The sequence below is a fragment of the Sorangium sp. So ce367 genome (genome assembly GCF_051520455.1).
In the GTDB taxonomy this organism is placed as follows: domain Bacteria; phylum Myxococcota_A; class Polyangia; order Polyangiales; family Polyangiaceae; genus Sorangium; species Sorangium cellulosum_B.
The window spans coordinates 4,846,869-4,872,922 of record NZ_CP150334.1; the positions used below are offsets into that span (position 1 = coordinate 4,846,869).

Annotated in this window: 24 protein-coding genes; 16 read left to right on the plus strand and 8 right to left on the minus strand. The window is 67.9% G+C overall.

Features of this window, described 5'->3' with window-relative positions:
- Positions 1–3 precede the first annotated feature (3 nt).
- The gene (locus WME97_RS18440) at positions 4–1,284 is read right to left on the minus strand and encodes a TPM domain-containing protein (RefSeq protein WP_437553425.1); all 1,281 of its coding nucleotides are present in this window, start codon (positions 1,282–1,284) and stop codon (positions 4–6) included.
- A gap of 1,728 nt (positions 1,285–3,012) precedes the next feature.
- Between WME97_RS18440 and WME97_RS18445 the strand changes: the two genes are divergently transcribed.
- Complete coding sequence (locus WME97_RS18445) at positions 3,013–3,252, plus strand: hypothetical protein (protein WP_437553427.1); 240 nt, start codon at positions 3,013–3,015, stop codon at positions 3,250–3,252.
- Between the two features lie 51 nt (positions 3,253–3,303).
- Here WME97_RS18445 and istB read toward each other — a convergent pair whose 3' ends face one another.
- Complete coding sequence (istB, locus tag WME97_RS18450; protein WP_437544978.1) at positions 3,304–4,086, minus strand: IS21-like element helper ATPase IstB; 783 nt, start codon at positions 4,084–4,086, stop codon at positions 3,304–3,306.
- A complete protein-coding gene (gene istA, locus WME97_RS18455) occupies positions 4,083–5,321 on the minus strand; it encodes an IS21 family transposase (RefSeq protein ID WP_437555340.1) in 1,239 nt (412 codons plus the stop codon). Before istA ends, istB begins: the two co-directional genes overlap by 4 nt.
- A 217-nt stretch (positions 5,322–5,538) precedes the next feature.
- On the opposite strand from istA, the gene WME97_RS18460 reads away from it, so the two are divergent.
- On the plus strand, positions 5,539–5,799 hold the full coding sequence (locus WME97_RS18460) for a hypothetical protein (protein ID WP_437553428.1): 261 nt from the start codon (positions 5,539–5,541) through the stop codon (positions 5,797–5,799).
- A gap of 519 nt (positions 5,800–6,318) precedes the next feature.
- Here WME97_RS18460 and WME97_RS18465 read toward each other — a convergent pair.
- Positions 6,319–7,074 (minus strand): hypothetical protein, encoded by a 756-nt coding sequence (locus WME97_RS18465; RefSeq protein WP_437553430.1) that lies wholly within the window; start codon positions 7,072–7,074, stop codon positions 6,319–6,321.
- A 1,948-nt stretch (positions 7,075–9,022) separates the two neighbouring features.
- Here WME97_RS18465 and WME97_RS18470 point away from each other — a divergent pair.
- From WME97_RS18470 to WME97_RS18500, 7 genes are all read left to right on the plus strand, one after another.
- A complete protein-coding gene (locus tag WME97_RS18470; RefSeq protein ID WP_437553431.1) occupies positions 9,023–9,673 on the plus strand; it encodes an ATP-binding protein in 651 nt (216 codons plus the stop codon).
- A gap of 64 nt (positions 9,674–9,737) precedes the next feature.
- Entirely contained in the window at positions 9,738–10,349 is a 612-nt protein-coding gene (locus WME97_RS18475) for a hypothetical protein (RefSeq protein WP_437553433.1), read from the plus strand.
- 1,511 nt (positions 10,350–11,860) lie between these two features.
- Positions 11,861–12,397 (plus strand): hypothetical protein, encoded by a 537-nt coding sequence (locus tag WME97_RS18480; protein ID WP_437553434.1) that lies wholly within the window; start codon positions 11,861–11,863, stop codon positions 12,395–12,397.
- Positions 12,394–13,158 (plus strand): hypothetical protein, encoded by a 765-nt coding sequence (locus WME97_RS18485; protein ID WP_437553436.1) that lies wholly within the window; start codon positions 12,394–12,396, stop codon positions 13,156–13,158. Before WME97_RS18480 ends, WME97_RS18485 begins: the two co-directional genes overlap by 4 nt.
- On the plus strand, positions 13,155–13,721 hold the full coding sequence (locus WME97_RS18490; protein ID WP_437553438.1) for a hypothetical protein: 567 nt from the start codon (positions 13,155–13,157) through the stop codon (positions 13,719–13,721). Before WME97_RS18485 ends, WME97_RS18490 begins: the two co-directional genes overlap by 4 nt.
- Positions 13,722–14,098: 377 nt before the next feature.
- On the plus strand, positions 14,099–14,569 hold the full coding sequence (locus tag WME97_RS18495; protein WP_437553440.1) for a hypothetical protein: 471 nt from the start codon (positions 14,099–14,101) through the stop codon (positions 14,567–14,569).
- 215 nt (positions 14,570–14,784) lie between these two features.
- Positions 14,785–14,934 carry a hypothetical protein gene (locus tag WME97_RS18500; protein WP_437553442.1) on the plus strand — a complete coding sequence of 50 codons (150 nt, stop codon included), beginning with the start codon at positions 14,785–14,787 and terminating at the stop codon, positions 14,932–14,934.
- A gap of 176 nt (positions 14,935–15,110) precedes the next feature.
- Here the strand turns inward: WME97_RS18500 and WME97_RS18505 are convergent, their stop codons facing one another.
- From WME97_RS18505 to WME97_RS18515, 3 genes are read right to left on the minus strand one after another with little or no spacing between them, the layout of a single operon-like run.
- Positions 15,111–16,655, minus strand: coding sequence for a hypothetical protein (locus WME97_RS18505; RefSeq protein ID WP_437553444.1), 1,545 nt, complete (start codon positions 16,653–16,655; stop codon positions 15,111–15,113).
- A gap of 36 nt (positions 16,656–16,691) precedes the next feature.
- Positions 16,692–18,290 (minus strand): hypothetical protein, encoded by a 1,599-nt coding sequence (locus WME97_RS18510; RefSeq protein ID WP_437553445.1) that lies wholly within the window; start codon positions 18,288–18,290, stop codon positions 16,692–16,694.
- A 52-nt stretch (positions 18,291–18,342) separates the two neighbouring features.
- Positions 18,343–19,335, minus strand: coding sequence for a PEGA domain-containing protein (locus WME97_RS18515; protein ID WP_437553447.1), 993 nt, complete (start codon positions 19,333–19,335; stop codon positions 18,343–18,345).
- A 350-nt stretch (positions 19,336–19,685) separates the two neighbouring features.
- Here WME97_RS18515 and WME97_RS18520 point away from each other — a divergent pair, with 350 nt between their 5' ends.
- The 5 genes from WME97_RS18520 to WME97_RS18540 all read left to right on the plus strand — a co-directional run bounded on the left by WME97_RS18520 (position 19,686) and on the right by WME97_RS18540 (position 22,598).
- Positions 19,686–20,765: an RNA polymerase sigma factor gene (locus WME97_RS18520; RefSeq protein ID WP_437553449.1), complete on the plus strand. Its 1,080-nt coding sequence runs from the start codon at positions 19,686–19,688 to the stop codon at positions 20,763–20,765.
- Positions 20,766–20,884: 119 nt separating this feature from the next.
- Complete coding sequence (locus tag WME97_RS18525; protein ID WP_437553451.1) at positions 20,885–21,772, plus strand: helix-turn-helix transcriptional regulator; 888 nt, start codon at positions 20,885–20,887, stop codon at positions 21,770–21,772.
- A 150-nt stretch (positions 21,773–21,922) separates the two neighbouring features.
- Complete coding sequence (locus tag WME97_RS18530; protein ID WP_437555424.1) at positions 21,923–22,189, plus strand: sigma factor; 267 nt, start codon at positions 21,923–21,925, stop codon at positions 22,187–22,189.
- The gene (locus WME97_RS18535; RefSeq protein WP_437553453.1) at positions 22,177–22,389 is read left to right on the plus strand and encodes an RNA polymerase sigma factor; all 213 of its coding nucleotides are present in this window, start codon (positions 22,177–22,179) and stop codon (positions 22,387–22,389) included. Before WME97_RS18530 ends, WME97_RS18535 begins: the two co-directional genes overlap by 13 nt.
- The gene (locus tag WME97_RS18540; protein ID WP_437299416.1) at positions 22,386–22,598 is read left to right on the plus strand and encodes a hypothetical protein; all 213 of its coding nucleotides are present in this window, start codon (positions 22,386–22,388) and stop codon (positions 22,596–22,598) included. Before WME97_RS18535 ends, WME97_RS18540 begins: the two co-directional genes overlap by 4 nt.
- Positions 22,599–22,662: 64 nt before the next feature.
- Here WME97_RS18540 and WME97_RS18545 read toward each other — a convergent pair whose 3' ends face one another.
- Entirely contained in the window at positions 22,663–23,730 is a 1,068-nt protein-coding gene (locus WME97_RS18545; RefSeq protein WP_437553455.1) for an efflux RND transporter permease subunit, read from the minus strand.
- Here WME97_RS18545 and WME97_RS18550 point away from each other — a divergent pair.
- A complete protein-coding gene (locus WME97_RS18550) occupies positions 23,723–24,481 on the plus strand; it encodes a sensor histidine kinase (RefSeq protein ID WP_437553457.1) in 759 nt (252 codons plus the stop codon). The genes WME97_RS18545 and WME97_RS18550 overlap by 8 nt on opposite strands.
- The gene (locus tag WME97_RS18555) at positions 24,478–25,893 is read left to right on the plus strand and encodes a sigma-54-dependent transcriptional regulator (protein WP_437553459.1); all 1,416 of its coding nucleotides are present in this window, start codon (positions 24,478–24,480) and stop codon (positions 25,891–25,893) included. Before WME97_RS18550 ends, WME97_RS18555 begins: the two co-directional genes overlap by 4 nt.
- Positions 25,894–26,054 lie beyond the last annotated feature (161 nt).

Consider the following 26,054-nt stretch of genomic DNA (forward strand, 5'->3'; position numbering starts at 1 on the left):
CTCCTACCAGCTCGAGCTCGCGCCGCCGCCCCCGAATGATCCGCCACCGCCGCTGTAACCGCTGCTCGATGATGACGACGAGGACGAGGAGGAGGACGAGGAGTCCGAGGACGAGGAGTACGACGAGGTCGAGCTCGAGGCGGAAGACGAGCCCGACGACGCGGCCCGGCCGCTGGCGGGCAGGAGCGTCATGGCCGGGACCAGGCCGAACACGAAGCACATGAAGAGCGCCAGGTAGAGCGACACGTCCATGGAGCTGACGAGCCCGAACAGACCGGCGCCGAACGGGACGACGATGGCGATGGCGATGGCAGATAACCTCACGCGCCGTAGGAAGGGTTCCTCCGGCGCTCTCTTCAGAAACAGGCTCCGTCCCGCGACCAGGCCCATCAGCGTCGCGATGAGCATCACGCCGAGGAGCGGGCCTGCCTGGTTCGTCAGGTAGGTCGATGCGGCGGCCTGGGAGAGCGCCCCGTAAGCCGATACCGACGCGAACGCCGCGAGCCCCGGGACGACCAGGAAGGCGAGGACGGCCGTGGCGGCGATAAGCAGTTTCCCTCGCCGGCCCGCCATGTGCCCTTCGAGATCGCCCAGCGTCGCAGGGGAGCGCGGCGCGCGCCGGACCACGAAGCCGAGCAGGACGCCGAACAGCGCACCGAGCGCGTAATGCGCGATGTAGCGCGCCTCGATGTGCGTCGACGGTGACCCGAGCAGCGCCAGCGTCCCCCCCGGCCCCATCTTCTGGTCCGCCGTGAGGGCGACCAGCCTGCCCACCACGAAGCCCGCGGCGCTGCCGTACTGGGAGCGCCGGAGGTCGTCGCGGGACCCGTCGAGGATCGCGCGGCACACGCCGTCGGTCAGGATGTCCTCCAGGCCGTAACCCACCTCGATGCGCATCCGCCGGTCGTCGATGGCCAGCGTGTACAGCACCCCGTTGTCCTGCTTCTCCGTGCCCCCGCCCCAGGCCTCGGCGATCTCCAGCGAGTAATCCTCGATGGGCACGCCGCCCGTGGTCCTCAGGAGCAGAACGGCGATCTGCACGCCGGTCCTCTCGCGGTGCGCGAGGAGCTTGCGCGCGAGGTCGGCTCGCTCCTCCGGCGTGAGCACGCCCGCGTGGTCGTTCACCGGGGCCTGGATCGTCACGGCCGGCGCCCCGAGCGCGTAGGATGCCGTGAACAGGATCACAAGCACGCCGAGCGCTGCGGCGAGGAGGAGCCGCACACCGCGGCCACTCCCCACCACCGTTCCCACCGCCGGCCACCCTCCCGGTCGAATTGAGCTCATCCGACCATGGAGAGCCCGGGTCGAGGGGAGGAGCAACACCGAAGCCCGGATCGGACGCCACGGCATTGCGTCGTGACGCCGCCCATCTGCAAGGGGGAAACAATTTCCACACGCAAAAACAATGCTGAGTAGTTTCGGGTAGTTGTCGGCTGTGCCCGGCGTGGGACGGCGGCTAGCGGGCGGACGCCGTCGAGGCTGCACGCGAGCCATCGGGGCGCGCCCGTACGGTCCCAGCGGTCGCTGGTCGTCAAGGGCGCGGCTTCGGATCGCTGCGCCTGGGGCACGCGCTCGGGGCTGCGGTCGTTCACCATCCAGCAGCTCAACGAGGAGGAACTCGGCGCGGCCGGTGTCGAGTACATGGCGCCGGAGCCGATCGGCGCGGTCCCTCGCCGCGGCGCGGGCCTTGGTCGGCGTGCCGCTCGACGCCTAGGCGGCGTAGAGCGCCCTGTGCACGAACTCGGGGCCGCGGTCGTCCACTTGGGCGCGCTCAGGGCCGTCGCAGATGTCGAGATAAACGTCGGCCAGCTCGGTGCAGTGGCTCTCCACCTAGCCGAGTGCAGGAGCGACGCTGGCAAAGGGCGAGCGTGGTGCCGTCGCCCATCTGGCCGAGTACAGGAGAGGCGCCGGCGACGAGGCGCGAGCTCGGCTCCTCTCCGCCGCTGCGGTCGTAGAGGTCGAAGCGCATGCTGTGAGACACGGTGCGGCCGCCATAGTCAAGCGGAATAGTCGTGGCGCGGCGGATTTACGGGTGAGGACCGTTCGCCAACCACCTGGTGAACGAACAGCACCGTCGCGTACGCGGCTACGCGTCGTCCCACTTGCGGCGGCCGGGCTACCTCGCCGGGCTCGGCGCGTCGCTCTTGCCCATGTAGCCGTTCGTCGGCCGTCGGCCGACGAACGGCTAGTCACCTGCGCCTGAGGTGTCTCTCGACCTTCGCGGCCGCTCTTCGCTCTTCGCCCCGGCAGGTGGACATCGACGGCCCCCCAAGCTCGCAGGCGTCCCCCCTCGACCCCGACCCCCGCGTGCTCGACCATGCGACGGCACATCGACGCGGCCAACTCGCCGGCGTCCATCTCAACCCCGCGGCCGCTGTCTGCTCCGGCGCCATGTAGCGCAACGCCGGAGCGATCCCAGGCTCGCCGGGCGTCTACCTCGAACCAGCTGCCAGACCGGCCTGGTCTGCGCGAGCACGGCGGTCAGGCGACGCCTTCTCCGGGGCGCACGGGTGGCGGGAGTTTGTTGGCGCTTGACAGATGGGCGGCGCTTGCGGGTAGTGAAACGGAGCACGGCCGGCGAGGCGTCGGCCCGATTGGAGGATTTCATGCAGAAATCGAACAGATCGAAGCTCCGGGCGACCAGCGGTCGCCTGCGTTCCACTCCGTCCGCTCGTCTCCGGCGTTGATTGGCCTGAGGAGGCCCCACCCGTTCGGCAGGGCCCTGGCGGGCGCCGTAGGCGTCCCGGCGGCCGGCTCGGGCGGGCGGAGCGCCTTAGGCCTCGGGGGCTCCCTAGCGCCTCGGCCAGCGCCGCCGAGACGAACTCAGCGCGGCACGTGGCGGAGGAGTATCACGCGCCGCTGCCTTGACCGAAACGCGATGCCGTGCGAGCGAAATCGGATGAACAAGAACCACTGCGAACTTGAGAAGTTGCGCCGTCATGCGCAGGAACGCTGTCAGGACTACGCAGACGCGCTGTCACACGCCGCTGCGCGAGGACGAGGAGGCACCGGATGCCGATCACCCATGTGACCACTGAAGCCGATATTACGGTAAGGCTGCCAGATGGCAACTACGAAGGACGTGCCATCATGGGGAGTAGCATGCTGCACGAAACACTGGTCGAAATAACGATGACACAGCCGATCCCAACGGGTGGGATCCATAAGCAGATTACAGCCTACGCCGTTATCGCGAAAACACTTGAGCAGGCGGCTACGGAGTTGCTGGGAGCTGTTGTCAAGCGACAGTAACTTTTGACCCCCTTGCGACAGTAAAACTGACCCCCCTCCCGCGCCCATGGATCACCTGATCGGCGCGGTGTTCCCGCCGAGCAGACCCGCCTTCTTTTTCTGTTTCAGCCTGTAGCTGTCTCCCGAGATCATCAGGGTGTGGCTGTGGTGGAGCAGACGGTCGAGGATGGCGGCGGCGAGGACTTCGTCCCCGAAGACCGTGCCCCACTGCGTCACCACCTGGTTTGTCGTGATCAGGGTGCTGCTCTTCTCGTACCTCCTGGCAACGAGCTGGAAGAAGAGATGGGCGCTCTGCCTCTCGAAGGGCAAGTAGCCCAGTTCATCGACCACCAGAAGCTTCGGCTTCGTGTAGAACAAGAGCTTCTCCGCGAGCTGCCCCTCGGTTTCCGCCTTCGACAGCGTCGCCAGGAGCGCGGTCGCACTCGTGAAGAGCACCGAGTGCCCCGCCTCGACGGCGGCCCGCCCCAGCGCGATGGCCAGATGCGTCTTGCCCACCCCGGGAGGACCGAACACCAGCACGTTCTCGGCCTCAGCGATGAAGCGCCCGGTGGCGAGTTCGCGGACGAGCTTCTGGTCGATCGAGGGCTGGAACTTGAAGTCGAAGTCCTCGAGGGTCTTGATCGCCGGAAAGTGCGCGATCTGGATCCCCATCGCCACCCGCTTGCGCTGCTTGGACCCGATCTCCTCGCAGAGGAGCTTGTCGAGGAAATCGAGGTAGGTCGGCTCGGTTCTGGCCGCCTCGGAGAGCAGGGCATCGAGCCGCTCGGCGATGGAGCGCATCCTGAGCCGGCTCAGGCTCTCGACAACGCGCGCATGCACGATCTCGCGGCTCACGAGGCCACCTCCCCGATCACGGCCGCGTAGTCCGACAGGCTGCGCCCCATGGCCTCCAGGGCGCTCAGGGGCGCATCTAGCGGCGTCGGCGCGGCAGGCCTTCGCCACAGCCCGTCAAAGTGGCGGGGCTCGACGACACGAGCATGAGGCTCGAAGGAGCGCTCGTGCCGCGCCACCAACTCCGTTCCCCGATAGATGCGGACCTCGCGCTCACCGACAACGACGTCCACGGTGTCGCGCACAAGCCGGTGCGGGACGCTGTAGCGGATGGTGTCGACGTCGACGAGGGCGTCGTTGGCTACGCGTCGTCGGAGCCGCTGCTCTCGCACCGGCAGGGGCCGTGACGGCAACGGCCGGAGCGCGTGCCGCTCATCGCGCTCGAAGCGCACCATCGGCGCCTCGTGGGTCGTGCCGTGGATGCGCTGGTCGGCCTCGCCCATCCACCGGACCAGGTGGGCTTCGAGCGCGGCGAAGGACTCGAACTCGCGCCCCGCCAGCCCGTTGCGCTTGACGTACTTGACGCCCGACTCGGTCTTGCCCTTGGTGCGCGCCCGGTAGGGCCCGCAGGCGCGCGGGGTGACGTCCCAATCGCGACAGAACGCGAGGTAAGCCGGGTGGAACGTCACGGTGCCTGTTTCGCGCTCGCGGCCGAGCACCAGCGAGCGCGCATTGTCCCCGAGTACAGTGCGAGGCACGCCGCCGAAGTGGCGGAAGGCTTCTGCGATGCCTTCGCGCCAATCGTCCTGTCGCTCGCTCAGAAAAGCCTTGACGAACAGCCTTCGTGAGTGACTCAATACGGCGACCAGCAGGTGCACCCGCACGAATGTGCCGGCGATGCGGACCTGCTTCTGACCGAAGTCGATCTGCATCTGATAACCAGGGGCGGTCTCGAACCGTACGCTGGCCACGTCGGCAGCCCTTTGCCCGCGGCGAAGGTCGGCCACCACGCGCTGTACGGTCCTCGGGCTTACCGTGATGCCACGGCTGACAAGCTCGCCTGCGACGACCACGGCGTTGCCCTCCGCCAAGCCGGTGAAGAGCTGCTTGGCCTCGGCGCGGCCATCCTCGTCCAAGCAGCGACGACCAGGGCGCACCTGCGCCTCGGCGGCGGCTCCACCGCGCAAATAACGGCGGACCGTGTTGCGAGCCACGCCGAGCTCCGCGGCGATCCGTTTGGACCCCCACCCTCGGGCCGTGAACTCGCGAATCTGCCGGATAACGTCCGGCTCGATCATCTCCTGCACCTCCGAACCGAGAGGTGCCACGTCCAAGTCCCTGATTTCCATGCCGTTTCCTCCGCTCTGGCGCGAGGGAGGGGGGTCAGTTTTACTGTCGCGCGGGGGTCATTATTACTGACGCTCTACAGCTGTCTCTCATTATCGAAAATTCAATGCCTTCAATGTCGAAGGAGGTCTGTCTCGTGTTGACATTCGACCGAAGGGTGCTCCGCTTGTGCGGCTGCGGTTGCACGGCGGCGCCACGGTCGATGTTCCGTCGTGGACCAAGGCTATTCCAGTTGACCACGACGGCACGCACGATTCGTTGCGCGATGGTCCCCAATTTGTGGGAACAGAAGCACTCCGCGCACTTGAGTTTCTTGCGTCCTCCATCGATCGAGCCGTTGGCAACGCCGTCGTGTACCGGCCAAGCCATAATGCGGATTTCGTCATCCATGCAATTGTCGAAGGTGCGCCGTCAACGGCCGACGCTTAGCTGTACGGAGCCTTGGCGATGCTCCTATGCGCCGAACAAACTCAGCTGCACCGGCGTCCGCGGCTTCAGGCGCCAGGCGAACAGGTCGAGCTGACGGGAGGGCTCCGGCCGAGGCGCAACGGGCTTAATGGCGACCGGCGTGGCGGGAGCCGCGGCGGCGGGCATGGGAGTCGGCGGAGGCGCCGGGGCAGCGCTGGGCGCCGGGGTGGGTGCCTTCGGTGATGGCTTCGCGACGTGGCCGTCGACTTGCGCCGCCGCTCCACGGTCGACGAGGGGCCGCGGCGCCAAGCCCCGCGCTCGAAGAACTCGCCGGCGGCGTGGCCACCAGGCGGATGGCGACGACCCAGGCGAGCATGCTCAGCGCTGGTGAGGTTGGGGCCATCGCTGTCCAACCGGTCGACGAACGTCCAGTCACCTGCGCCTGATGTGTCCCTCGACCTTCGGGGCCGCTCTTCGCCCCCGGCCAGGTGGGGCGAGGCTGGCCGGTGAGAAGGACCGCTTTCGACGTCGTCCGTCGCGCTAGCTTCTTCGCAAACCTCTCGCTTCGGCCGCCCCTGCCGCGAGCGATCCCAGGCCCAGGATCTCGGTCACCCTCTTGTTGGGCGAGGCCGCCTCCATCACGGCCCTCAGGGCATTCAGGGCCTTCTGGCTCGGCGAATCCAGGCCCAGGATCTCGGTCACCCTCTTGTTGGGCGAGGCCGCCTCCGTCGCGGCCCTCAGGGCCTTCTGGCTCGGTGAATCCAGGCCCAGCATCTCGGTCACGCTCTTCTTGGGCAAGGCGGCCTCCATCGCGGCCTTCACGCTCGGCGAAGCCAGGACCCCCAGCTCGGTCACGCTCTTCTTGGGCAAGGCGGCCTCCATCGCGGCCTTCACGCTCGGCGAAGCCAGGACCCCCAGCTCGGTCACGCTCTTCTTGGGCAAGGCGGCCTCCATCGCGGCCTTCACGCTCGGCGAAGCCAGGACCCCCAGCTCGGTCACGCTCTTCTTGGGCAAGGCGGCCTCCATCGCGGCCTTCACGCTCGGCGAAGCCAGGACCCCCAGCTCGGTCGCGCTCACGCTCTTCTTGGGTAAGGCCGCCGTACCAAACCCCGGATCCTCGGCGGAGTGCTCTAACGCCTTCGCGGGGCTAGTGCGTAGAACAGTTGACCGCCGCTTTTCCTGCGACTTCGCGGCATCCAGTGTGCTGAGAACGTGGCGACGGGCAGTCGTATACTTCTCGCCAGCCTCAGCCATGCGTGCACGGATACGGGCCTTGAATTGGCTATGCTTGGTCATACATCCTTCCGAGATGCCGCACGGATCCTGACCCCCGCTCACGACCCTGCGACCACGAAGGACGCCACCAGCATTCCCGAGGAGACGAGCTCCCCTTGCTCCAAACGAAGGCTCCGCGGGGGGAAGCCACCGGAGGAATGGCGCGGGTCACGCCATAGGGCAATTACAGGGTAGCATGCATCTGGACGCCTGCAAGCCCGTTCAGCTCTACCCGCTGGCAGTTCCGTGGCCCGTGCGGCCGCTCCGCACCCGACCAGGGCATCGACGGCCCCAAGCCCGAGTTCACGGGCGTTCACCTCGCCCCCGCGGCCGCTCCGCGCTCAGCCAGGCCGCGGCACCAGCCCGCGCTCGAGGACCTCGCCGGCGACGTGGCCGAGCTCGGCCAGGCGGACGGCTACGGCCCCGAGCTCGCAGCGCTGAGCACCGGTGTCCAGTCACCAGCGCCCGACGCGGCCCTCGACCTGCGCGGCCGCTCCGCGCCGGCCAGGGCGTCGGCGGCCCCGAGCTGGCGGGCGCCCATCTCGGCCCCCGCGGCCGCGCTGTCTGCTCCGGCGCCCTGTAGCGCCACGCCGGCACGATTTCGCGCTCGCGGGCGTCCACCTCGACACCGCAGCCGCTCCGCGGTCGACCACGCCGCGAGCTCGGTCGCGCAACGGCCACATGGGCAAGAGCGCCGTGCCGCAGCGGAGTGGCGCCGAGCTTCCCGATAAGGCGCCCGAGGTAGAACCGGTGAGGGGCCCGAGCTCGCCGGGGTACGCCTCGACCTTCACCCCGCGCCTATACCCGGTATTGTAATGCAGAGCTCGCCCGCTACCATGCGCCTCGACCTTCACCGCCGCGGCCGTGACCGGAGGGTCGGCGTCCGGAACTCGCCGCTCGAGCTGCTCGTCCTTGCCGGCAGCGTGGTCCGAGCTCGGCCGGGTGGACGGCACCGCCGGATCATCTCCTCAAGGGAGAAGCGCCGCCAACGCTGGGCTCGGCGTGGTACCTGGTACCGGCCCTACCGCCCGACCACCGGAAGTCGGCGTCAACCCGCACGATGGCTCGCGCTGCAAGTGATTGCTCGGAAAGGAGACGCCGACAGGCGGGAGCCCCCGCCGCCTATACGGTCAGCGCTGCAGGACCCCGACCGGGGCCGGGGTACACCTGGATCTCGACCTAACGACCGAGAAGCCTCCGCTTATCGCGCACCAGCCGGCAGCACGCGGGTACACCGCCCCCCTCGGCGCCGGCGGAGAATCACCTTCCAACGCCGGCGCCGACGGTCAGGAGCGATGCCGACAGGATGGCGACCGTGGCGCAAGGCGGTGGAAGCTGCAGTCGCCCCGCGCTGGGGTGCGGGTAGGAGCGGCGACGAGGAGGACTCGACGCCGGGATAGGTCGTGAGGTAGCCGGTGCTGCGGGTAGTTCACGCGCGGAAACGCCTGGCTTTTCGCGGCCCACATTGGTCGGTCCAAACCCACTTCCACGGGCGCCGCGGGCGGGGGTGCGAAGGCGCCGAGGGAGGGCGGAAATGGGCGGAGTGGCGCGCGTTTGCGAGGTGGACAAGGGCGGGCGCGGATAGCGTCCTTGGACGCCGGATAGCGTCCTTGGACGCCGGACTAGACAGATCGGCCGAGCCCGGATCGGGTAGACCGACTGACACCACTTCGCAAGATCGGTCCAAAGACATTATGATGGAATCGGCTGATCGATAGATCACTAGTTGCGCGGGGCGTCGTGGAGCCCAGCTGTCGAGGTGTGGCCTATGGCATGCCGCTGCCCGCAGCCGTCAACCGAAGGACTTGCGGGGGAGGTGACGCCCGTGTTATCTGCAGCATATGCGTTCAGGCTGCAGAGCCCGTGGTCGCTCAGTTTTCGGCGTCTCGCCTCCAGATGACGCCTGCCACTGGTTCGGGCAGGTCGCGTCGATCGAGGACATCCCGTCGCAGTCTGGAGGGGCGCAACCGTGGTCGATTTGAGCTACGACGAAATCGAGAACCTGCGCGACCTCGCAAGGAAGCTCTTCCTGCCGTCTGCGCCGGTGACGACTGCCGAGCTTCTTTACGGCCGCTCCGCTCAGCTTCGGCAATCGAGAACGGCGCTTGCCATTCCTGGGCGGACGATCTTCGTCCACGGAGAGCGCGGGGTCGGAAAGACATCGCTCGCAAAGACCGTCGCGTACGAGTTCCACCATTCTGCTTCAGAGCCGCCGTACGTCGGCTGTGATCCGGACGATGACTTCAACGCACTCGCGGCACGGATCCTTCGTCGCTGCTTGGGTCAACTTCCGGGAATTGCATCCAAGGAGAAGCGCGTCCGTGAAATGGGGCTACAACTAGGAGCGATCAAACTGCTCCAACGCCTCGAAACAGAGTCGGCATCCCTGCCTGATGTCAAGCTGACTCCCGATGAAACGGTTGAGATTCTAAGCGCGCTACATCGCATCAACAAAAACCCGTTCGTCGTTATTGTTGATGAGGTCGATATCCTGAAGAACCCAAGCATTCGCGAACAGATCGCGTTCTTCATCAAGGCGCTGGGAGATCACGAATGTACGATGAAGTTCATTTTTTGCCGGCATCGGGCCAGACATCGATTCATTGCTGTCCGGACATGAGTCGGCTTCCAGGTACATTGCCGCCATTGAGCTAAAGCCACTGGGACTGGATGTTCTCCGCGACATGGTAAAGGACAACTTCGGCCGCCTTGGCGCATCGGTATGGGAGCACGTCGCAACACGCATTGCGGTCATTGCCGACGGATACGCGCACTTCGTGCATCTCATCGGGCTGCATCTCGCGATGAGAATGCTTGACGCTAATCTGCTCGAAGCGAAAACAGATCTCCTCAACGACGCAATTCACGATGCGGTTGAAGATGCCGCCCCTTGGCTCCGCTCGTCGTACGAACGCGCGACCCAGAAATATAAGAACCGATACGAGCCGATTCTCTGGTCCCTCGCACATCATTGGGAACTTGTACGATCAACGGAGCAACTGTTTCCCGTCTACATGCGCATCTGCGAGATGCTTCAGCTTGATCCGCTGTCGCGGAAGGACTTCTCGCTTTCCCTGAATAAGCTGAAGGATGAGACGCATGGGCGAGCGGTATTGAGCAACCGCAGGAGTTGGTTCCGGCTCCGGCAAACGATGTTGCGCGGCTACTGCCGTATGATCGCCGAGTCAAAGGGCATCAAAATCGGGTTGCAGTACCTTCAGTCCGACGACTCGCTGTTGCGGCCAGATCCCGCCCAACAAGTGGCTGCAGCCGACGCCGCTTCGCGGCGCAGCTGAGCCGCAGGTCGTTGGGCGGACGGGCACGTCTTTCTGGCTGTTCAGTGGTCCGGCTGTTCGTCAGCCAGGTGGTTGACGAACACTCCCGCCGCGTAACCGCTTGCGCACCTGCGCCGCCAGGGATGGGTCGACCGCCTTCCATCCCGGTTCCACCGCAGCGATTCTCTTGTCACCGAAACGGCGGCGGCGGTCGCGAGCGGTCGCGACCACCGCGCAAAACGCCCGGGTTTCCCCTTCTCGCGGCGTGTTGAGCGCCCTCGCTCGTTCTCCAGATAGAAGCGCCGCGTGAGCTCGTGGCCGTCGTCGGCGAGCTCCTCGAGTGCGTGCTCGGCGCTGCGGCCCCTGGTTGACCGCGGAGCGGCCGCGGGCGTCGAGGAGGACGCCGGCGAGCGCGCGCGATCGCGCTGGCGTCGTACATGGCGCCGGAGCAGACAGGAAGGCTGCGTTTCTCGCTCCGGAGCGGCCTCAGGTGCGCGGGGCCGCCGACGGCGCGCTACATGGCGCTCGAGCAGACAGGCCGCAGGGTCGAGGTCCGCGACCGCTCCGCGCGCGGGAATCGAGGTGGACGCCGGCGAGTTCGGGGCCATCGATGTCCGCGTGGTCAAGCGCTTCGGGCCGGGCCGTCGCTCGTTGAACGCGGGCGTCCAAGCAGCGCGTGGTCGCGGCACTGCAGAATCGTGAGGCGCGGTGCGGCCCGCCCTTGTCGCGCGGGCGCCGTCGACCGAAGACCGCGGCTGCGCAGCGGTATGGTCGAGCTCTTGATCCGTCCGTTCTCCGGCCCCGCTCGCCGGTGTACCGCGTGCGGTGTGATGGAGGTGATGGCGCTCCTGGGCGATCTGCATCGCCTGCGCGAGGTGATCGGCGTAGTCGCGGCTCGGCAACTCGACGACGCCGAGAGACCCGCCGGCCGGGGCAACAGCGGCGACGCCCTCGAGCAGTGGCGAGGCCTGCGGGAGCATCCGGGCTGCGGTGCCTGCGGAGCCCCATCGGGCCATCCGTAGCCGGTCTCGTGGCTCCCCGCCAATGCCGCCGCGATGCGTGGCGCTCGCGGGCGGCGCAGACGCGCGAGCAACGTCGTGCGGCTCCGGGCGCGTGAGCGCTAGCGCGTCGTCATCGTTGACCGTGCAGGCCATCGCCAGGCGCCGCGCTCGCGGGCAGCGCGGCCGCGCGAGCGACGTCGCATGGTGCCACGCGCGTGGGCGTCACGGCGCGCGGTCACCGCTGCCTGGGCACGGTGCCGCGCTGGGTCGGGCTTGCAGCCGAACACGCGCAGCCCGGGGCGCGTGGCCGGTCGCCCGCACCCGCGGCGGTGCGGCCAGGCGGCTGGCGCCAGCACGTCGACACGCGCTGGCGCCGCACGGGTAGCTGCTCGCTGGCGCACGCTCTGGACGGTACGACCCCTGGCCAGTGTAGTGTGCTCGCCTAGATTCTGTTTGACGCCGATCCTCTGATCAGAAGAATGCCCCGCCTCGGCACGTTGCTCACGAGTTGCGGAAGACGGGAAGGGGACGATGGGCACAAGAAGGCGGCGGATCCCATGGGCGATCCTGATCATCCCGCTGCTCGTCGTACCGACGCAAGGAGACGCCTCCGAGCTGAGCGCTGGTGTGAGTCTCGGGTGGCTCCAGGCCGGTACCGTTCCGCGCCTCGCGGTGGGGCCGCACGCGGGCATATCTTGGCCCATCCAGCGAGACATCCTGTTCACGGTGCACGACCTGTGCACGATCCTTCCCCCGATCCAGGAGGACGGGCTCGGGATCTACAACCAGACCTCGGTTGACATCGGGTACGCGTGGAAGGACGGCAACGTCAGCACGGGGCCGTCTGTGGCGTTCTACCTCATGCCGGCGTGCGGCGTCACCTTGTGCGGCCACGTCGGTGGCTTGGCCGTAGGCGGCCACGCGCAGTCCAACGCGTACGTCGCCGGACCGCTGGGGGTGTCGGTGAGCGTCAACGTGGATTGGGTCGGTCGTGGCAGTCTGGTGCTCCCGGGCTATGTGTCCGTCGTCATTGTTGCTGGTCCTGTGCTTCGATGGAGTGAGAAATGAACGCGAGAAAAGTTCTATTATTGATCTTGACTATCGCGGTTTGGGCGCTGGCGGCGTGCAACATGACGTTCGACGACTGCTATCCTGTGGGGGAAAGAACTTCGGGTGCAGGGGCCGGTCCGGGCTCCGAGCCACGCCCCGTCTTCACCTCCTCCGCATCCGGTGACTTCGGGGCCGACCCCCAAGGCGGCGGCGAGCGCAAGATCGCGTGCAACGAGTGGGAGCTCGAAGACGAAGAGGATAAACCGAGCGACAGCTCGGAGACCCCAACGAGAACTAGCCCGGAGACCCCGCGAGACCAGTGCCCCGGAGCCGGCGATGTAGCGGGAGCCGGAGCGACCTTCCTGAGCTGTAGCGGTGCATGCAGCTCGAAGTGTCCGAAGCCTGGAATGGCCCACTTCGTCTGGGTAGATTTCGATTCGTCGTTCTTTACGTTCGTTACCACTGTCGAGGATGACGGCCGGGGGGCTGCAGGCGGGTACCAACAGGCCAAGACAAACCTGAATTTTAAGCAGGTAAGTTCAGCCGGCACGAGGGAGTGGTCCTGTCCTATCACCATCAAGATGCCGCTCCGGACTGAGTTGATGGGGAAAATCGATCACCTCCGTGCAGCCGAACTCAGCGAGGAGATCACGGAGGAGGTCGCGCAGCTCATGGATTACAATCTTCCGCCGGGAATCTTCTGCGATAGGTTTCACCGCGCGGTGGACGCTGCGTTCAAGTTTAAGTATAAGGGACTTGGCGCCTCGGTGACGAAATGATGGTGATAAACCGCTCGGAATTGCTCGGCGTCGTCTACCGCTTCTACCCGCGGGGCGTGCATAACTTCGCCCGCGTGCACGTGCCTCCCCACGAGACCTTCTACGACGACACAGAAGAGCACCGCCGCCTGGTGGAAGCCGCAGACCGCGGGCGGGCGGAGTACCCGACGTGGAAAGCAATGATCCACCGCATGTACGAACGATACCGCCTTCAAAACGAGTCGCTCAGCCTTGTGGCAGGGGGGAGCGACCCGGCGTACTCGGCCCGCATCTATCGCCCCAAGGACTTGGAGCCCGTTCCCTCGCCCAACAGCAGGGCTTCGCTCAGCTTCCACGTGAGCCTCCTCGGGCCCTATTATGGGATCCACGATACGGGCGAGCCCGACGAGATACCGGCGGCGGTCGCAGAAGAGATCGAGGCCACGTACCCCGGTTACCAGACGATCCCGCCGGAGCTCGGGAACGAGGTGGTGCCGGACGTGGCGATGGACGGGGCGTTGATGGGCGAGGCGACGATCTACATGTGCCTCTTCTCGAAGGTCTGGACTTGGGTGGATCCGTAACTACTCCCCCCCGGGCAGTCGCCGTCCATGTGGCTGAGCTCGGGCGCTTCGTCCTCGGAAGCGCTCGCGGGGAGCTCGGCGGCGCTCCGCCGCCGCGGCGCGACCGTGGCGATGCGCGCCGGGGGACCTCAGGCGGCTCGCACCGGCAGGGGATCATCTGCTCCAGGGATGGGTGTCCGGATAAGCTTTCGGACTTTCTGAACGACCCTACGTGATCCTATGTGATCCTTCTGTGATAGGTTTCACCGCGCGGTGGACGCTGCGTTCAAATCCAAGTACAAAAGGCTCGGTGCCTCGGTGACGAATCCATGAAGACAACTCGCTCCGAGCTGCTCGACATCATCTACCGATTCTACCCGCGGGGTGTGCAATAAATCATGCGCATCTATGTGCCTCCGGGCGAGCCCGTCTACGAGGACACGGAGGAGCACGGCCGCCTGGTGGAAGCCGCAAACCGCGGGCGAGCGGCGTACCCGACGTGGGAAGCGATGATCCACCGTATGTACGAACGATACGGCCTTCACAACGAGTCGCTCAACCTGTTTGCGGGGGGGATCGACCCGGCATACTCGGCCCGCATCTGGCTCACTGAAAAAACGGCGCTCAGCTTCCACGTGTCCTTGCTCGGCCCATACTACGGGATCCACCTCCCCGGCATCCCCGAGGAGGAGCCGGTGGCGCGCGAGGTCGCCCGGGAGATCGAGGCCACGTACCCCGGTTACCAGCCGATCCCGCCGGAGATCGGGAACGAGCTGGTGCCAGATGTCGACATGTATTGGTCGTTGATGGGCAAGGCGACGATCTACGTGTGCCTCTTCTCAGGTGTCTGGACTTCGGTGAATCCGTAGCCATTCCGTGGCGTCCGCCGTCCCATGGCCGGATTCGGCGCCACGGTTTGCGGAGCGCCCGCGCGCGTCGAGGTCGACGCCCGCGGGCGCGCGATGACGCCGGCGTCGCCCATGGCACCGGAGCAGATAGCGGGGCCGCGGCGTCAAGGAATCTCGCGGCGTGGTCCGCACCTGCCGGCGGACCGGCGGCGGTGGTTGATGAAAAGGATGGGTGCATGATGAAAAGAGCGTGTTCTCCCGGGTGCGGCGCGGGGGCTGTCTACTTCAGCGCGGAGCCCCGGGATTGGGTGTGGGTCGCCGTGGCCCTGCTCGTGCTCGTCGGCATGGGCGCGGCGCTCGTCCTCGGCTTCACGCGCCGTCGCTGAAGCGGTAGGCCGCCCGCACCCCGGAGGGGGCCCGCTCCCTTGTCCTTCCGGTCGGCAGTGGCCGTCGCCGCAATCGGCTGGAGCGCGGCGATGGTTCCCGCGATCACGCCATGGCGGATCGCCCGAGGCGTATGCGCTTCACACCGTTTGCAGGGTTCGCCTGATGTGTCGTCATCCTAGTCAGGGAAACGCAGCGTCTCGACTCGGGTGCCGTCCTGCCCGTGGATCTCTTCGCCGGACCAATCCCAGCTCACGCCGCCCTTGCCCGGCGGTCCGAGATCGTAGGTGACGTCCTCCAGCGTGAGCTGGTCCTCGTCGAGGTAGGCGATGCCGATCGAGTCGCCGCCGCGGCCGGGTCCGCCGTAGCCGCCGTCGCCGCCTCGACCACCATTGCCACCCTCACAGGACCACGTACCGTCCCCCACGGCGCCGCCTGGAGCGCCTCGCCCCCCTTTGCCGCCGTCTTCGGGCTCTCCGCCGTCGCCGCCTGGGCCCGCGTCGATGGTCGTGACGACGCTATCGCGCAGCGTCAGCTTGGCGTGGAGCGCGACGATGCCGATGGTCGGGTGCCCGTTCTCGCTTCCGCGGCCGCCCCTGCCGCCGCAGCCGCCGACGCCTCCCGAGCCGCCGCCGGCGCCTCCCTTGGTCGCCACGCCACACACCGCGAGTTCGCCTCGCCGGCCGCCGCCGCCTCCGCCGCCTTGCCCTGGCATCCCCCTGCCGCCGTCGCCTGCCCAGTCGGCCTCCCAGCCTGTCTCGGTGATACGCCCGATGCCCTGACCCGCGGTGCCGACGGCGCCGTACATGCCGGAGATCCCGTTGTTCCCACCGTTGCAATGGATGCCTGGCACGTCCCCGCCTCCTCCCCGGCCAGCGTGCGCGGCGTCTGGAGTTGGCGTCGGCTCCCCGTCATCCCCGTCCTCCGCGCCGTCGGGGAGCCCGTCGCCTCCCTTGCCACCAACGCTCGGGATTCCGCCGTCGCACGGATTCACCACCGCCGGACCGCCGGGGACGGTGTCCGCCGAGCACGCATCGCCGCCGTACAGACCATCCGGTCCGTCCACTGCGCGATTGAGCCCGCCCCATTCCTCCCCATCGTGACCTGCCCATCCGTACGACGTGCGAACCTCGCTCCGGATGACCTCCACGACCGTGCCGGATTGCACGAGCATTCCGATCGGGCCGCCCGACTGAAACCGCATGTCGACGATCGTCGATACTCCGTCCGCGGTTCCCGTGTCTCCGGCGCTCGCCGGTACGACGGTCAGAGCGATGTCGTCGGTAGCTCTAATCTGAAGGATCGAGGGCGCGAAGCGGGGCATCCGCTTCCAGTCGATGCAGCTGAAGCCACCGATCAGATCCACGCCGGAAGGCAGCGCGAGGGGCCCGAAGAAGCCGTCGGCGCACGCGAACACGCGCCCTCGTGCGGCACGCGCGAGCTCGACGGCACGCTGCAAGGTGCGCACGGGCCGCTCTTTCGTACCCGGGTTCGTGTCGTCGCCGTCGCCCCAGATGCCGGCCACGAACACCCCGCAGCCATCCTCCCACACGTCCGCGGCGAGGCGCTCGAGACAGAACGACTCTGTCGGCGCGTCACCCTGACACGACGAGGTGCCGTCGCATCCCGTTCCGCCCGGCTCGTTGGGTCCCGGTGCGGTGCCGCAGCTGGCCGCGACGAGCAGCAGCGCGGGGGACAGATGGATCGCTCTTGTGGTTCGCATCGTTCTCCCTCGATGTCGTGTCGTGAAGGGGGACATTCACTGGGGCGGTGGGAGATCGGGGACTTCGAATTGCCGATAAGTCATGGATTCGCCTTGCAGGCCCATCCCGACGGGGTCATCAGGCGCTGCATTGCCGGCGAGACCCCCGTCCCCACCTCTTCCGGCCGTTGCGGGCGCGTCCGGACCGAAGGTCACGAAGGCAGCGATGGACGCGACGCCGTACGAAGGGCCGCCAAGGCCACCTCCGGCATCGCCTCCGCGGCCGCCGTTGCCTCCGAAGCCGCCGCGGCAACCTTGCCACATTCCCGCCACAAAGGTGTGCCCACCGTGGCCACCATCTCTACCGTATCCACCCAGTTGGCCCGTCCCGCCGACCCCGCCGTTGCCGCCGTTGCCTGCAAACACCTCCGTGCGCTCGAGCGTCAGCGCGCTCCCCTGCAACGCCATAATGCCGATGCTCGCCCCGCCATAGCCTCCGCCCTTGCCTCCCTGGCCGCCGCAGCCCCCGCTTCCTCCCGAGCCGCCGGCCGCCCCGGCTTGCGGTCGGCCTGCCGGGCACGCCATCATCTCGCCTCGCGATTTGCTACCGCCACCGCCACCGCCCCCCTGGCCGACGCCGCCCTTCTTCCCGTCCTCACCCCGGACGCCGATCCAGCCATCGATGCTGAGCTGGCCGATGCCCACCGCGCCGGCCGCACGACCGCCGTCAAGGCCGGCCATCCCGTCTTCGCCATCTCGGCAACCCTCGCTCCCCGCGCCAGGGCCTCCAAGACCCTTGCCTGCTGGATTCGTCGCGGGCACCGGCTGCCCCGAAGCGCCATCCCCCCCCGATTCGATGTCGCCGTAGCCTCCAGGTCCGCCCGTCGACTCGATGCCGTCCTCGCACACCGTCACGACGGGCAGAGCACCTTTCGCGAAGTCCGCGGTGCAGGCGTCCGCGCCGTCGTTCCCCTGCACGCCGACGTTGGCCGGCTCGCTGCGGGCGTCCTCTCCCGGCTCCCCATCCTTGGCGTTGCCCGCGATGATCTGGCTGTCCCGCACGATCGCCCGGGCCCCCGAGCTCAAGATCATCGCGATCGACGACTTTCCATCACTCGCGGAGGCGTCGGCCGCCACGGCGCGAACGCCGACGATCACCGACGTCGCGTCGTCCTCCGCGATGCCCGCATCGTCGCCCTCGAGGACCCGCACCGGGATCCGCGCAGGCGGCGCGATGACGGTCGACGCATTCGGACCGATGCCCGACCATTCATACGACCAATCGCCGCCGTCATTACAGAGGCGGCTGCCCCAGAGGTCGACCCCGGAAGGCAGCGAGATCTCCTCCTCGAACAAGCCGCCGCACGCAAGCACGCGCCGGGTCGGCGCCTCGCCGTGGCCTCGTCCGCTCGCGGCGAGCCCGATCGCATGCTGCAGGGACTTCACCGGCGCGCCCTTCGTGCCGGGGTTGCTGTCGTCACCCGACGACGCGCTGACGAACACCCCGCATTCGTCGAGCGCCGGCGCCGTTTTGGGGTTGCCGTCACAGAGAGACGTCGGCGGTGTGAGGCAGAGGCGTCGGTCGTAGCAGCTATCGTCGTAGGCGCACCCGGAGAGGCCGCCCGCGAAGGCCGTGGAGACGGCGCCTACAGCCAACAGCAGCCGCATTCGTCGCGGTTCGAGAAGAGACATGTCCTGGCCCCCCTGATCACCACGCGCCGTACGCCACGAGGCCGGCCTGTGTCGGCGCGATCGTCGGCACCAGAGCGACCCGAGCTTTGGTCGGTTCAGCCTGCAGGAAAGAGAAGTCCGTGAAGAACGAAGCCAGAGTCGCAGCGCCCACCACACCGCTCGTCACCACCATCGCCGTGCCGAGCCCGGCGAAGAGATCCCGCTCTCGTTGGAGACTCGTCAGCTCGGCGCACGCGGAGGGTTTCGGCGTTTCCCGACATACCCGTTGAGAGACGCCCACGGCGTCGAGCTTCGCGTTCCGCTCGTCCAGGTCTCCGTCGGCGGCCCTCGCACGAACCATGAAGACCGCACCGAGCGAGCCTGTCGCCAACGTCAACCCGATACCGGTGATGCGTAGGGCGCCTGGCCAGGATGTCCAAGGGCTGGGCGGCCGGCCCCGCACGGCAGGCGACGAGCTCCTGGTCTTCGGCGTTTCCTTCGGTGAACCCGGCGCGCTCTCCGGAGCTTGGCTCACCGCCATACGCGCCAACGGCATTCTGACGTTGTAAGCCGTTGCGGCCACAGCCCCGAACTCATGGAAACCATCCTGGCGGCCCGGTGCGCGGGCCCGCACCATGCGTTGGCCGGGCTCCAAAAACAGCTTGTAGGTCCGCGCGACCCGGCCTACCCACTTGCCGTCGACGAGCACCTCGGCATCCGGCGGATCGACCGAGAGCACGAGTGTCGCGACGTGCGATGTTGCCTCGCGCTCTCCTTTCTCGAATCGTAGCTGAAGCGCGAGCGGCAGCGCCGTGCGCTGCTCGAGGCTAAAGGCCAGGTGCTCGGCGGCATCGCGGTACTTGCGCAGCGCGAGCTCGCAGAGACCAAGCTCGCCGGCGAGCTCCGCGCGCTCTCGCTCCGTGCTGGACGCTGGGTCTGCTGCCTCCAAGGCGGCCTTGTAGGCGGCGTATGCCTCGGTCCACTGCCCGGCGTTGCGCGCCCTGCGACCGCGGCGAACATGGTCCTTCACCGTTGCGCCGTCACGTGGTCCTGGCGCCGGATAGGCGTCCTGCGCGCTGGCCGAGCTCGCAGCGCCGGATGCGGCGAGGAGCGCAGAGAAGAGCAGAGCGCATGCGGAACATCGCATGGTTGGACGGTACTCGCGCCAACCGCGCGGCGTCAACGGGAGCGAATCGATGCAAAGTGACCCTGGCAGTGGCAAATTGCGTTCGGGTGCGGCAATGCGATCGCCTGTTCGCGGCAGCGTAGCGAAGACTCGAGCGCCTGAACGCATGTATCGGCGCCACCTGGTGCTACCAAAGTTGCCGCTCCTTGCACTTTCCTGCACCGTTTCGAGCGGCTCAGGGATGCTACCTAACCGTGGGCAAGCCAGCGACCCATCTCCTCAGCTTCAACCGCTTCCGGCGCCTGGCCAGGCTCCACGGCGTGCCGGCACGCGACGCCGAGGACGTCGCGCAGAATGCGCTGCTGCGGGGATTGGAAGTGGCGAGGCGGGTCGAGCTGAGCGGCGATCCGGCGCGGTACTTCGTCACGATCGCCCTCAACGAGGCACGGAAGCACAGGCGGAACGAGCGCCGCCACGGAGAGGTGCTGACGTCGTTCGAGGAGCGCGATCCCCGAGACGAATGCCCCACGCCGGAGGAGCTGCTGCGCTTGCGGCAGCGGGAAGAGCTGACCCGGGACTTGCTCGACCGGATCGGCCCCAAGTACCGGGATCTCTTGGTCAAGCACGAGCTGGAGGGGACACCGCTCTCCACGATCGCCGCCGAGCTGAACGTCCCGTTGGATACAGTGAGGGCGCAGCACCGCCGGGCTTGGGATCGACTCGTTGCGGCTTTCAAGCGGTGGACGGCCCAGCAACCCGCGCACAGTAGGGACGAGAGCGCCTGCGTCCCGCTGGTGCTCGGGCTGGACCGCCCTGCGTCGTGGACGGCCTGGTTGCGCCGGCTGGGCGTGAGGATCGTCGTGCAGGGTGCGTTCGTCGTGTTGACCGGCGCGCTCCTCTCGGCGGTGCCGCCGCTGCCCAGCGCGGAATCGTGGCTGCACCCGGCGGCATTCCGCGCGCCGGGGGGCGCGCCCGCACCAGACGACGTCACGGCGCAAGGCTCACGTGACAGCGCGCATTCCGCTGTCGCGCCCGCCGCGCCCGAGAGCGCGTCGCCGGCGGCGACAGGCAGCGCGCGCACTGAGGCTGTGGCGAGCAGCACGCCCGCGCCCTCTGTGGCGATAGTACCTCGTATCTCGTCCCAGGGGCGCCCCGTGAGGCCAGCGGTCACCGCACGCGAGATGCGCCTGATCAGCCAGGCCCGACGGGCGATTGAGGACAACGACGGAGAGGGCGATCACGAGGCGCGCCTGCTGCTCGAAGCCCATGCGCGGGAGTTTCCGCGCGGTCGGCTCGCGGCGGAGCGCGAAGCGCTGTTCAGGCACATTCGCTGAATCGTCGGCCGTCGATTGACGGCGAGCTGACGGTGACGCTGAGGGTGTCTTCGGACCAGACAGCACAGGGCCGAGATCTGTCTTGCGTAGGAATGCTTACGCCTAGGAGGAGAATCGCTATGGAGGACAGGCTGGGTGCGATGTGGCTCGTCTCGCCGCTCGGGCTCGCGATGATAGCCTGTGTCGCGATCGGCTTCGCGGTCACCGCGCGCGAAGCGCTGGGACGCGAGCGCGGCCTTCGCAAGGCGCGCGAGCACGCGCATGACGACGAGGAGGCAGCCCTCATCGATGCGAAGGAGCAGGCAGTGGGGGAGCGGGACCGATGCCGGCGCCTTCTGGACTGTCACGTCGACGCGGCGCTCGCGGAGCTGACAGACGCCCGTGCGCGCCCCGTCCCCTGGCCGGGAAGGGTCCTCGAGTCGTTTTGCGCGACGATGCCTTCGTGGAGGAGGAAGCTGGCCGAGAGCACGGGGTTGGAGCCGAGGGAGGTGGAACGGTTGCTGAGGAGCGACCTCCCGATGACGCCCGGCCTTGCCCGGCAGCTGGAGGCCTTCACCGGCACGCCGGCGCGGTACTGGGAGCGCCTCTGGCAGCTGCACCACGACCACCGGACGGACGCCGAGGCGACCGTGGTGATCCAGGTCGGCGAGCCCGTCACCAAGCGCGAGAGCGCGGCGCGTCCCGCGTCGTCGCCGGCGCAGAGCTCGACGCCGCCGACGCTTCCTCCCCGCGCGTTCGACGTTCCTCCGCCTGTGGTGCCGTCGCCCGAGCTCGCGGCCATGAGCCCGCGCGCGAAGCTCCCGCCGCCGCCGCAGCCGCGCCTTAGGTCGCCGCTCCCTGTCCGCGCCGCCACGGGGACTGAGCCCGCCCGGCGCGCTGCCACGCTGACGAGCTTCCCGCTACAGCGTGACGAAGGCGGGCCGGGTTCCGCGAACATTGCCGATTGGGACGACGCAGAGCGCTCTCCGCTGAACACGACACTTCCGGGAGTAGGGAGCCATGGGTGAGCGCAGCCGTGCCTCGCATTCATCATAGAATGCGATTTCGCAAGGGGGGGTAAAGTCATGGATTGTCCGGATGAAGGAAAGCGCGCTGCGGCGTACGCGCGCTTGTTTTGCCCGATGCTGGTTCGTGCGGTGTTGCTCTGGTTGGAGAGGATGGGGGTCCCTCGGTGCCAGCGTGGCGACGTCGCGGGCCAGGTCTGGCTCAACGCCTGCGAGAGCTGGCCCAGGTTCGATCCGAAACGCGGCAGGCCGGAGCGCTGGTTGAACGCGATCACCGTACGCGTCGCCTCCCACTACCACGAGCGTGCGCGAAAGCGGAGGGAGGAATTGGTCAGTTCGATCGAGGTGCTTGATCCAGCGCCAGATGCTGCTGCTGTGATGGAGTCCGACAACGTCAGGGCAGCACCATGGATGCAGTGAATGAACTCGATCCGGTGCTGCGACTCGTTCTCGTGGCACACGATTTGGGCGGAGTTTCGATGGCCCAGATCGCCCAAGATGCAGGGCTGCCCCTCACGACGCTTTACAGGCGACGCGCACGGGCCATCGGTGAGTTGCGTAATATCCTTATGCTTCGGGAAGCCGGCGAGGTCTCTTCGCGGGGAGTGGGACTGCAATGAGCGTCAAGGGCCTGGTTGTTCACTTCCGGCGCGACCTGGATGACGACGAGGCGGAGCGAATGATCGACGCTCTGATGATGCTGAAGGGCGTCGCCAAGGTATCATCTGTCAAGGCCGGTTACGAAGACGAACTGAACCGGCAGCGGGTCAAGCGAGAACTGCTAAGCAAGATTGATGGGCTTCTAAGAGATGACGAGGTCCCGATCTAGCTGCCGACGAACCCACGTCGCGAGGCACCCGTGGTCGGCGCAGCTCCCGCACCACGCGAGCAGTTCAAGGCGCTCCGGCGCAGACCCCACGCTCCACGGCGACGCTCCCGCATTCATGCTGCGCCGCACCGGCGAGGTCGACCTGGGCGCCGCCCGCGCTGTTCCGGGCGCGCGCCAGGCGCTCCGCGGAGCCGCGGCCGAACTTCAGGAACACCGCCGGCGTGACGACGATGTCGAGCAGCGTCGACGAGAGCAGGCCGCCGAGGATCACGACCGCGACGGGCTGCAGGATCTCCTTGCCCGGCTGGCCCTTCGACAGCGCGACGGGCACGAGCGCCAGGGCGGCGGTGAGCGCGGTCATCAGCACCGGAACGAGGCGTTCCAGCGAGCCGCGGACGATCATCGCCTCACCGAACGACTCGCCCTCTTCCTTCATGAGGTGGATGTAGTGCGAGATCATCATGATGCCGTTGCGCGAGGCGATGCCGCACAGCGTGATGAACCCGACGAGGGTCGCGACCGACAGGACCCCGCCGGTGAGCACGACGGCGAGCACCGAGCCGACCAGAGCGAGCGGGATGTTCAAGAGGATCTGGAGGGCCACGCTCCACGAGCGGAACCGGGAGTAGAGGACCACCAGCATCCCGGCGAGGCTCGCGATCGAGAGCAGGCCGATGAGCCGCGACGCCGCGCGCTGGCTCTCGAACTGCCCGCCGTACGTCGCGTAGTAGCCCGGCGGCTTCGGGATCGCGTCCACGGCGCGCTGGATATTGCTCACGACTTGCTCCAGGTCGCGCCCCGCCACGTTGGCCGAGACCACGATGCGCCGCTGCGTGTCGTCGCGGCTGATCTGGTTCGGCCCCATGCTCTCCGTCACGTCGGCGAGGTCGGACAGCGGCACCTTCGCGCCGCTGGGCGTGTCGACGAGCGTGCGCCGCAAGGCGTCGATGTCCTCGCGGAGCTCAGGTGGGTACCGCAGCACCACATCGATGGTCCGCTGCCCCTCCAGAAGCTGTGTGACGGTGCCGCCCGCGAGGGCGAGCTCGAGCATGTCCGAGAGCTGACCCGCGTTGACCCCGAGCTGCGCCGCGCGCTCTCGGTTCACCTTGATGGCGATCTGCGGGATGAGCACCTGCTGCCTCGATCTGCAGGTCCTTCACCCCGGCGACGCCCTGCATCGCGTCGCGCGCCGCCTTGCCGAGGCGCCGCAGCTCGCCGAGATCCTCGCCGAAGATCTTCACGGCCACCTGCGCACGGACGCCCGAGAGCAGGTGATCGAGCCGGTGCGAGATCGGCTGGCCCACGTTGATCGCGACGCCGGGGATCTTGTCGAGCTGGAAGCGGCGGCCTGCCAGCGGATCGCGGAGGAGCTGCTCGTGTACGCGCGCTCTCCGATCCTCTCGCCGCGCCCTGTGCAGGCCGAAGAGCTCCTCAGGGACGCTGCCTCGCACTGCGACGGCGGGCCGGGGCGGCGCGACCAGGGCCCGCTCGTGGACGCCGAGCCAGCCTTCATCAACGTGGATCCGCTCCGCATCCGGCAGGTCATCGTCAACCTCGTTACCAACGCGCGCGAGGCGACCTCTGGACCCTCGGAACGTGATGAGATCCTCGTGCGCGGAAGGCGGCAGGACGATGGCTACCGGATCGAGGTCCTGGACCGGGGAGCCGGTGTTCCCGAGGAGGCGCGCGAGCGGCTCTTCGAGCCGTTCTTCACGACCCGCCGCGACGGCACCGGCCTCGGCCTCGCGGTCTGCTATGGTCTGGTGACCGCGCACGGCGGGACCATCCGGGCGGAGCCCAGGCCGGGAGGCGGGTCCCAGTTCGTGATCGACTTGCCGGGCGTCCTCATCGAGGAAGCAAGGGAGAGCCAGGAGCGCGCATGAAGCCGACAGTGCTCGTCGTCGACGACAAGGCGAACATGCTGGCGCTGCTCTCCAAGGTGCTCGGCAAGAGCGCCAAGGTCCTGACGGCGCGGGGCGTGCGAACGGCGCTCCAGATCCTTGAAACCGAGCCGGTCACTACCGTCGTCTGCGATCTGCGCATGAACGACGGGGACGGGCTGGAGGTGCTCCGGGCAGTGCGCGCGCGCTGGCCCGGAGTGCCCTTCATCCTGATGACCGCGTATGCGTCGGTCCCGACCGCGGTCCAGGCCATGCGCGAGGGCGCCTATGATTACGTGACGAAGCCGTTCGACCCGGACGAGCTGCGCGCGCTGGTCGAGCGGGCCATGGCGCAGGCCGTGGTGCTGAAGGGCGAGCAGGAGACGCCGGACGCACAGGGCTTTGCGGGCATGACGGGGCGTTCGCCCGCGATGCGGGCGCTCTACCAGCTCATCGAGCGCGTGGCGCCGACGGACGCGACAGTGCTCATCCTGGGCGAGACAGGCACCGGGAAGGAGCTCGTGGCGCGCGCCATCCATGAGCACTCGTCCCGCGCGTCGCACCGCCCCATTGCCGTCAACTGCGCGGCCATCCCCCGTTCGCTCATCGAGAGCGAGCTCTTCGGCCACGCGCGCGGCTCGTTCACGGGCGCGACCACGGATCGAGCGGGGCTCTTCGAGGAGGCGCACGGGAGCACGCTGTTCCTCGACGAGATCGGCGAGCTCAGGCCGACGGTCCAGGCGAAGCTCACGCGCGTGCTCGAGGAGCGGGCGGTGCGGCGCATCGGCGAGTCGCGCGAGCGCAAGGTGGATGTGCGGCTCATCAGCGCAACGCACCGCGACCTCCGGGCCATGGTCAAGACGGGCGCCCTCCGCGAGGACCTGTGGTTCCGGCTCAACGTCTGCGTCGTCGAGCTGCCCCCGCTGCGCGAGCGCGCAGAAGATATCCCGCACCTGGCGCAGCGGTTTCTCGCCGAGCGAGCGCCGCAGTCGCGCTCGTCCGCGACCGGGTTCTCGGCGGCGGCGATGAGCGCGCTCCAGATGTACCGGTGGCCTGGCAACGTGCGCGAGCTCAAGAGCGCCGTCGAGCGGGCGCTGGTCATCGAGACGACGAGCGAGATCCGCCTCGAGTCGCTGCCGTCCGAGGTGCAGGGGGCGAGCCCGCTCCGGCTCACGAGCTCGAGCGACGTGGACCTCGCTCAGCTCTCGTACCGGGAGGCGGTCGACGCGTCGCGCGAGGAGATGAACCGGCGCTACCTGGAGGCCGTGATGCGCCGCTTTCGCGGCGACGTGCTGAAGGCCGCCGCCCACGCGGGCGTCGAGCGGGAGAGCTTTTACCGGCTCCTCCGCCGCTGCGGCCTCTCCGCCGACGACTTCCGCGAGGAGCGCCGGGGCACGGACGGTTCGAAGAACTGAGCGGGCATTCACCGCGAAACATGGGCGAGCTGGCGCCTCGAACGCCGGAGACCAATTGACCTGCTCGCCCGCCATCGCGGGCGTCATTGGGCACCGCCTGCTGCGGGAGCTCCGGGCAGCCGCGCGAAGCGACAAGCGACGCCCGCGGGGTGCTCGGGATG

Excerpts from the sequence above, each read along its gene's own strand:
- WME97_RS18530 (WP_437555424.1), top strand. The coding sequence starts at position 21,923 with ATGGGGGTCCCTCGGTGCCAGCGTGGCGACGTCGCGGGCCAGGTCTGG.
- WME97_RS18525 (WP_437553451.1), top strand. The coding sequence starts at position 20,885 with ATGGAGGACAGGCTGGGTGCGATGTGGCTCGTCTCGCCGCTCGGGCTC.
- WME97_RS18495 (WP_437553440.1), top strand. The coding sequence starts at position 14,099 with ATGCGCATCTATGTGCCTCCGGGCGAGCCCGTCTACGAGGACACGGAG.
- WME97_RS18485 (WP_437553436.1), top strand. The coding sequence starts at position 12,394 with ATGAACGCGAGAAAAGTTCTATTATTGATCTTGACTATCGCGGTTTGG.
- WME97_RS18480 (WP_437553434.1), top strand. The coding sequence starts at position 11,861 with ATGGGCACAAGAAGGCGGCGGATCCCATGGGCGATCCTGATCATCCCG.
- WME97_RS18465 (WP_437553430.1), bottom strand. The coding sequence starts at position 7,074 with ATGACCAAGCATAGCCAATTCAAGGCCCGTATCCGTGCACGCATGGCT.
- WME97_RS18475 (WP_437553433.1), top strand. The coding sequence starts at position 9,738 with ATGGTAAAGGACAACTTCGGCCGCCTTGGCGCATCGGTATGGGAGCAC.
- WME97_RS18555 (WP_437553459.1), top strand. The coding sequence starts at position 24,478 with ATGAAGCCGACAGTGCTCGTCGTCGACGACAAGGCGAACATGCTGGCG.
- istA (WP_437555340.1), bottom strand. The coding sequence starts at position 5,321 with ATGATCGAGCCGGACGTTATCCGGCAGATTCGCGAGTTCACGGCCCGA.
- WME97_RS18490 (WP_437553438.1), top strand. The coding sequence starts at position 13,155 with ATGATGGTGATAAACCGCTCGGAATTGCTCGGCGTCGTCTACCGCTTC.
- WME97_RS18540 (WP_437299416.1), top strand. The coding sequence starts at position 22,386 with ATGAGCGTCAAGGGCCTGGTTGTTCACTTCCGGCGCGACCTGGATGAC.
- WME97_RS18505 (WP_437553444.1), bottom strand. The coding sequence starts at position 16,655 with ATGCGAACCACAAGAGCGATCCATCTGTCCCCCGCGCTGCTGCTCGTC.
- WME97_RS18440 (WP_437553425.1), bottom strand. The coding sequence starts at position 1,284 with ATGAGCTCAATTCGACCGGGAGGGTGGCCGGCGGTGGGAACGGTGGTG.
- WME97_RS18445 (WP_437553427.1), top strand. The coding sequence starts at position 3,013 with ATGCCGATCACCCATGTGACCACTGAAGCCGATATTACGGTAAGGCTG.
- WME97_RS18500 (WP_437553442.1), top strand. The coding sequence starts at position 14,785 with ATGATGAAAAGAGCGTGTTCTCCCGGGTGCGGCGCGGGGGCTGTCTAC.
- WME97_RS18535 (WP_437553453.1), top strand. The coding sequence starts at position 22,177 with ATGGATGCAGTGAATGAACTCGATCCGGTGCTGCGACTCGTTCTCGTG.
- WME97_RS18550 (WP_437553457.1), top strand. The coding sequence starts at position 23,723 with ATGAGCACCTGCTGCCTCGATCTGCAGGTCCTTCACCCCGGCGACGCC.